The sequence below is a fragment of the Merdimmobilis hominis genome (assembly GCF_900104615.1).
Classification (GTDB): domain Bacteria; phylum Bacillota; class Clostridia; order Oscillospirales; family Ruminococcaceae; genus Merdimmobilis; species Merdimmobilis hominis.
Window position 1 is genome coordinate 492646 of the sequence record NZ_LT629939.1, and the last position, 6850, is coordinate 499495.

The following is a 6850-nucleotide window of genomic DNA, read 5'->3' on the forward strand; positions in this document are numbered from 1 at the left end:
CCTCAAAAAATCAACAAATTATTTGCCTGCCAAGACAGGAAAAAAGCGGAAGAACGATTTGGTTCTTCCGCTTTTGAGTTTTGGGGAATTAGTCCTCCACAACCTCTTCGGTTTCAGCGGACTCTTCATCCAGCAGAGCGCGGATGGACAAGCTGATGCGTTTTCTGTCAAAGTCCAGCTCGGTGATCTTAACATCAACTTCCTGGCCAACAGACAGGACATCAGAAGGTTTGGCGATTCTCTCGCGGGCGATCTGGCTGATGTGGATCAAACCGTCCACACCGGGAATGATCTGGGCGAAGGCGCCGAAAGTGGTCAGGGAGACGATTTTCACTTTGACCACGTCGCCGACATTGTAATCCCGCTTCATGATCTCCCAGGGATTGTCCTCGTTTTTCTTGTAGCCCAAGGAAATCTTCTTCTTCTCGGTGTCAATATCCTTTACATACACTTCCAGCATGTCGCCCACTTTGACAACCTGGGAAGGATGTTTGATCTTGCTCCAGCTCAGCTCGGAGATGTGGACCATGCCGTCCACGCCGCCCAAATCGATGAATGCGCCGTAATCGGTCAAGGATTTGACAACGCCGTTGTACTTCTTGCCGATCTCTACTTCGCTCCAGAACTGATCCTCCAGAACTTTTCTCTGCTCCTTGAGGACAGCCTTGATAGAGGCGACAGCGCGGCGGCGCTGGCGGTTGACTTCCAGGATTTTAAACTCAACCTCTTTTTTGAGCAGGTCTTCCAGGTTGTCGGCGCGGCTCATGGTTGCCTGGGAAGCGGGGATGAACACCTTCACCCCGTTTGTCAGGGCAAGGACACCGCCCTTGACCACCTCAGTGACAACGCCGGACAGGGTGGCGCCGGACTCAGCGGCATCGCAGACAGCTTCAAAGCCGGCGATGGCATCCAGGCGCTTCTTGGAGAGCATCAAGGTGCCCTCCACATCATTGACCCGCAGGACGATCAGGTCCAGCTTGTCCCCAACCTTGACCAGATCCTCAGTTTTAGCAGAGGGATCGTCGGTCAGCTCGGACAGAGGGACATAGCCGGCGTGTTTGGTGCCGATGTCAACCGAAATTTCATTGGGCGCAATGCCGGTGACAACTGCGGTTACCTTCTCCCCTGTATATGTACTTTTAAAGGACTGGTTGAGCATTTCCTCAAAGCTCAGCTCTTCTTCCTGGATCTGATTGTTCTCGTTCAGAATCTCACTCATTGTTTTTCGTACCTCCTTAATTATGCCAGCCGGAGTGGAAGCTCCGGCCGTAACGCCAATCCGATGCACGCCGTTCAAATCAAGGCCAGCCAATTCCGCCGAAGTCTCGATCAGGATGGTGCGGCAGTAGCTGCTGCAAATGTCCCTGAGTTTGGCCGTGTTTGAACTGTGCCGCCCTCCGACCACCACCATGAGGTCGGATTCCTTTGCCAGCTGCTCTGCCTCTTTTTGGCGCAACGCTGTAGCATTACATATTGTATCAAATATTACGGGATTTGTACACACCTTTTTTATGGAATTCACGCATTTTTTCCATTCTTTTGTATGAAAGGTGGTTTGGGCCACCAAGGCATAGACAAATTGATCAAAACTGCCTTCCTGTATCAAGCATTTTTCCAGTTCTGATGCGTCTTTGACAATCCGGTGCCACCCAGGGCAGTGGCCGGCAATACCCTGTACTTCCGGGTGGTTTTTATCCCCGGCGATGAGTACCCGATGGCCCTTTTGGGCCTCCTGTGCCACAATGTTATGGATCTTCGCCACAAAGGGACAAGTTGCGTCCTCATAGGGGATTCCCCGGGAAATGAGGGCGTCGTACACCGCCCCCGGCACCCCGTGGGAGCGGATTACCAAAGTGTACCCGGGAGGGCAGTCCTCTGGGCGGTCCACCGTCAAAACGCCCTGTTGCTCCAGATCCCCCACCAGCTGGGGGTTGTGGATAATGGGCCCCAAGGTGGCCACCGGTCTGCCCGCTTCCACGTCTTTAAGAACCAGGTTGACCGCCCGGTCCACCCCAAAGCAGAACCCAGCGCTTTTTGCCACTTTAATCATGGCTTTCCTCCAATCCCATCAAACCCAGTATGGTTCCCCACACCTTCTTGGTGGCGGTTTTGATCTCCCGGGGGGAGTCGGTCTCAAAGCCAAGCTCCTCAAAGGGGATGAGCTCCCCAAACCGGACGACCGCCTTGGAGCGGAACTTCTTGCCCGGCTCATAGAGCACGCAGCAGGGCAGGATGTCCGCCTGGGTCATCTTGGCGATGAGGGCCATGCCGGATTTTGGGCGCCCCGGCTCCCCTATTTTATAGCGGGTCCCCTCGGGGAAAATGCCCAGCACATGGTCGTTTTCCACCAGTTTGGCACACTCCTCCACCGCGCCGGTGTCCCCTTTGCCCCGCTCCACCTGGATCACGTGGATAGAGCGGAACAGCGCCCCTAAAATGGGGTTTTGGAACAACTCCGCTTTGCCCATGTAGTTGATGGGATGGGGCACCCCCATGGCCAGCAACAGGGGATCGATGTTGGAAGTGTGGTTGCTGGCGATAATATAGCCGCCCCCATGGGGGATGTTCTCCCGGCCTTCAAAGTGGATGGAGAACCAGAACCGCAGCCCCACCGAGACGCAGAACAAAAAGAACCTATAGGCGATCCACATGGCTTTGTCTCTCCTTTATCAGCTGGTGAATCCGCTCCACCGATTTCTCCAAATCCAGGTGGGTAGTGTCCACCAAAATGGCGTCCTGGGCCTGCCGCAAGGGGGCGACGGCGCGGTGGGAGTCATTGTAATCCCGCTCAACGATGTCAGCCAAGACCTCCTCGAAAGAGGCCTTTTCCCCTTTTTGCAGCAGCTCTGCATGGCGGCGGCGGGCCCTCTCCTGGGGAGAGGCGGTGAGGTAGATTTTCACCTGGGCGTCTGGGAGCACCACTGTGCCGATGTCCCGGCCGTCCATGATCACGTCATTTTCCCGGGCGATTTTGCGCTGGAGCTCAAAGAGGAAATCCCGCACTGCGGGCAGCGCAGACACCTTGGAGGCCGCCATGGACATTTTGGGGGTGCGGATCTTTTGGGTGACATCCTCTCCGTTCACCAGCACCCGCTGTTCCCCGTCGATGTATTTCAGCTCAGCCGTCAGCTCCCCCAGCCGCGGAACCACCTGGTCCTCCGCCCCGAGGTCGACGCCCTGCTTGTCCATATAATACCCCACCGCCCGGTACAGCGCTCCGGTGTCCACATAAATATACCCCAGGTCTTTTGCCAGCTGTTTGGCGATGGTGCTCTTTCCCGCGCCTGCGGGGCCGTCAATTGCAATTGCAGTCACTGAACAATTCCTCCCACAACAAAATAGGCAGCTACAGATTTTGGGCCGCCAGATACCCAGTGGAAAAGGCGATTTGCAGGTTGTACCCCCCGGTGTAGCCATCTACGTCGATGACCTCCCCGGCGAAGAACAGCCCTTCCACCAGTTTGGATTCCATGGTTTTGGGGTTGATCTCCCCCACCTTGATCCCCCCGGAGGTGACGATCGCTTCCTCGATGGGCCGGAAGGCTTTGGGGGTCACCGGGAAGGCTTTGATGAGGATGCAAAGGCCCTGGCGCTGCTCCCTGGTGATCTGGTGAACCTTCTCCCCCGCCGGGATGCCCGACAGCTCCACCACCACCGGGATCATCTTCCGGGGCAGGAGGGCATCCAGGGAGTTGGCGAAGTCCCGGTTGCGGTTTTCCTCAAAGTCCCGCAGCAGCCGTGCATCCAGCTGCTGGGCGGTGAGGCCCGGCTTCAGGTCGATCTCCATCCGGTAGCGGGAGAGGTCCCCGGTCATGTGGCTGGATGCGCTGAGCACCAGGGGGCCGCTGACCCCAAAGTGGGTGAACAGCATCTCCCCCAGTTCCTCAAACACCGGCTTCTTTTTCCCGGAATCCAACACCTTCAAGGTGACATTGCGCAGCGAAAGGCCCATCATGGCGGCGCAGTAGCCCTCCTTGGCCACAATGGGGATCAAAGAAGGCTTGATGGGCGCGATGGTGTGGCCCAGCTGCTGGGCCATCCGGTATCCATCCCCGGTGGAGCCGGTGAGGGGGTAGCTCTTGCCGCCGGTGGCGATTACCGCCCGGGTGCAGGGGATGACCTCCCCCGATTCCAGCAGCACGCCGGTCACCTGCCCGTTTTCGGCGAGGACCTCCTTCGCCGCTTGTCCGGTGAAGATTTTAGCCCCGCCATCCTTGGCAAAACCCACCAAGGCGTCAACGATGTCAGTGGCCTGGTCGGAGACCGGGAACACCCGGTTGCCCCGCTCAGTCTTGAGGGGGACGCCCAGCCCTTCAAAAAACGCCATGGTATCGGCGGTGGAAAAAGCCGCGATGGCGCTGTACAAAAACCGGCCGTTGCCCCGCACCGCCCGGATAAAATCGTTGTTGTCGCAGTTGTTGGTGACATTGCACCGGCCTTTGCCGGTGATCCGCACCTTGCGGGCGGGCCGGCCGTTTTTCTCCAGCACCGCCACCCGCATCCCCCGCCGGGCGGCAAAACCGGCGCAGAGCAGGCCGGCAGCTCCCCCGCCGATGATCACAGCATCAAAGTGGTTTGCCATTAAGCGTTGTTCTCCTCTGCTTTTTCGTAGACTTCAAACTCGTCCCAAATCCGTTCCAGCTTGGCGTAGGTCTGGCTGATCTCCTCCTTGCGCTTCATCCCCACCGCCACAATCATGGCGTTGATCAGGCTCAAAGGGGCCACCAGGGAATCCACAAAGGAAGCCATGTCGCTGCGGGCCAAAAGCAGGTGGTCGGCGTTCTCCGCCAGGGGGGAACTGGTGGAGTCGGTGATGGCAACCACCTTGGCGCCGCATTGTTTGGCGTACTTGATCCCCTTTACCGTCCGCTTGGAGTACCGGGGAAAACTGATGCCGATAAATACATCCCCCTGCCCCATGCGGAAAATCTCCTCGAACATCTCGCTGGTGCCCGAAGTTTCGATGAGCTTGACGTGGTCGAAGATGTGATTGAAGTAGAAGTGGATGAACTTGGCCAAAGCCGAAGCCGAGCGGTTGCCCATGATGTACACCGATTTCGCCCCGGCAATGCACTCCACTGCTGCCTCAAACTCCTCCTTGGAGATCTCTTCCATGGTTTTGCGGATTTTTTCGATGTCGGAGGAGAGGATTTTTGAGAGCACATCCGACTCCCCCAGCTGTTCGTTGGTGACCTCCATCCTCTGGACGGAAGTCAGCCGGTTGCGGATCAGCTCCTGGAGGGCCTTTTGCAGCTGGGGATAGCCTTTGTACCCCACTTCGGAGGCAAAGCGGACCACAGTGGATTCGCTGACCCCGACGGTGGTCCCCAGTTTGGAAGCGGTCATAAACGCCGCCTTATCATAATGGTTGACGATGAATTTTCCGATCAGTTTCTGCCCTTTGGAGAATTCGGGCATCCGATCTTCAATCAACGAGAGTAAATCTTTGCTCATACAAGATCCTCCTGTACCTGTCGTTCCCCATTTGTGGGGTGGTATCCCTATCTTATACCAATCTACCGGAAAATGCAAGTTGAATTGCAGGATTTCGCTAGACTTCCTGCACAAATGGTCTCTCATCCCTTTAAAAATGGAAAAAATCTCCATAGAAATGGGTGTGCGGCGGCATTCTTGTTATTTTTGTATCATCCTGTGCATACTTTGCCTGGAAAATCTTCAAATGGCGCTTTTCCTGCGCCTAGCCGCAAAAAGGGGAGGGAGCGCGCAGTCCCCCTCCCCAATCATCCACAGTTTTTTACTCGCCCCCGTTCGGCAGGCAGGGCGCCGAATCCACATTTCCCCTACGCAATCCCCATCAGGTAATAGATCACCACTCCCGCTGCGCCAGAGCCGGCGATGATCTGAATGGGGGAAAGCTTCCATTTGCGCAGGCAGAACAGGCAGACCAAAATGATGCCGATGGCGACAGGATTGACCTGCCCAGAGAAGGTCTTTCCCCCAAACACCGCCAGCAGCAAAATAGCCAAACCCGCGTTGGCAATCAGTGAGACTACCGCCGGCCGCAGGCAGGAGAGCGCCCCCTGTACCACCGTCAAATTCTTGTATTTGTAATAGCAGAAGGCCAAGGTCAACACAATGACAAAGGAGGGCAGCACACAGCCGATGGTGGCGATGACCGCCCCCGGCATGCCGGCGATTTTGGTGCCCACAAAGGTGGCGGAGTTGATGGAGATGGACCCTGGGGTCATCTCTGCAATGGTGATGACATCGGCAAATTCGGTCATGGTCAGCCAGCCGTGGATATCCACCACCTGCTGCTGGATCAACGGCAGGGCGGCGTAGCCTCCCCCGATGCTGAACAGGCCAATCTGGACAAAACTCCAAAACAATTTGAGCAAAACCATCTTATTCCCCCTCCTTTCCCGGCTTGCGGGACAGCGAGAGGGCCACCCCCAGCGCCGCGCAGGCCAGCACCACAAACATAACGTTTATTTTAAAGATGTAGGTGGCCGCAAACGCCGCCACCATGATGCCGATGGCCAGGGCATCCTTTTGTTTGATCACATTGCCCGCCATGGTGTAAATCACGTTGAGGATGACGGCGGACACCCCCGCCTGCATCCCCTTGAGGGCCGCGTCCACGATGGGGCTGGAGCGGAACGCCTCATAGAAATAGGAGACGATGGTGATAATCACCAGGGGCGGCAACGCCGTCGCCAGGATGGTGATCAGCGCCCCTACCACTCCGGCCATCCGGTAGCCCACCAGGATGGAGGCGTTGATGGCCAGCGGCCCAGGGGAGGATTGGCTGATGGCCACCAGATCCATCATCTCCTCCTCATCAATCCAGTGGTAGTCGTCTACAAACCGCTCCTTCATCAACGGCACG

Annotated in this window: 7 protein-coding genes; all 7 read right to left on the bottom strand. The window is 56.8% G+C overall.

The annotated features are described in order from the left end of the window. Positions 1-88 precede the first annotated feature (88 nt). Positions 89-2050, bottom strand: coding sequence for a bifunctional 4-hydroxy-3-methylbut-2-enyl diphosphate reductase/30S ribosomal protein S1 (locus BQ5353_RS02345; protein ID WP_054330899.1), 1962 nt, complete (start codon positions 2048-2050; stop codon positions 89-91). Then, the gene (locus BQ5353_RS02350; RefSeq protein WP_071427248.1) at positions 2043-2651 is read right to left on the bottom strand and encodes a lysophospholipid acyltransferase family protein; all 609 of its coding nucleotides are present in this window, start codon (positions 2649-2651) and stop codon (positions 2043-2045) included. The genes BQ5353_RS02345 and BQ5353_RS02350 overlap by 8 nt, the downstream gene beginning before the upstream one ends. Next, positions 2635-3315 carry a (d)CMP kinase gene (cmk, locus tag BQ5353_RS02355; protein ID WP_054330897.1) on the bottom strand — a complete coding sequence of 227 codons (681 nt, stop codon included), beginning with the start codon at positions 3313-3315 and terminating at the stop codon, positions 2635-2637. Before cmk ends, BQ5353_RS02350 begins: the two co-directional genes overlap by 17 nt. A gap of 31 nt (positions 3316-3346) precedes the next feature. Then, positions 3347-4582, bottom strand: coding sequence for a BaiN/RdsA family NAD(P)/FAD-dependent oxidoreductase (locus tag BQ5353_RS02360; protein ID WP_071427249.1), 1236 nt, complete (start codon positions 4580-4582; stop codon positions 3347-3349). Continuing rightward, positions 4582-5454 (bottom strand): MurR/RpiR family transcriptional regulator, encoded by an 873-nt coding sequence (locus BQ5353_RS02365; protein WP_071427250.1) that lies wholly within the window; start codon positions 5452-5454, stop codon positions 4582-4584. The genes BQ5353_RS02360 and BQ5353_RS02365 overlap by 1 nt, the downstream gene beginning before the upstream one ends. A gap of 347 nt (positions 5455-5801) precedes the next feature. Next, positions 5802-6365: a chromate transporter gene (locus BQ5353_RS02370; protein ID WP_054330895.1), complete on the bottom strand. Its 564-nt coding sequence runs from the start codon at positions 6363-6365 to the stop codon at positions 5802-5804. A 1-nt stretch (position 6366) separates the two neighbouring features. Continuing rightward, on the bottom strand, positions 6367-6850 hold a 484-nt coding region (locus tag BQ5353_RS12975), incomplete at its 5' end, for a chromate transporter (RefSeq protein WP_162273101.1).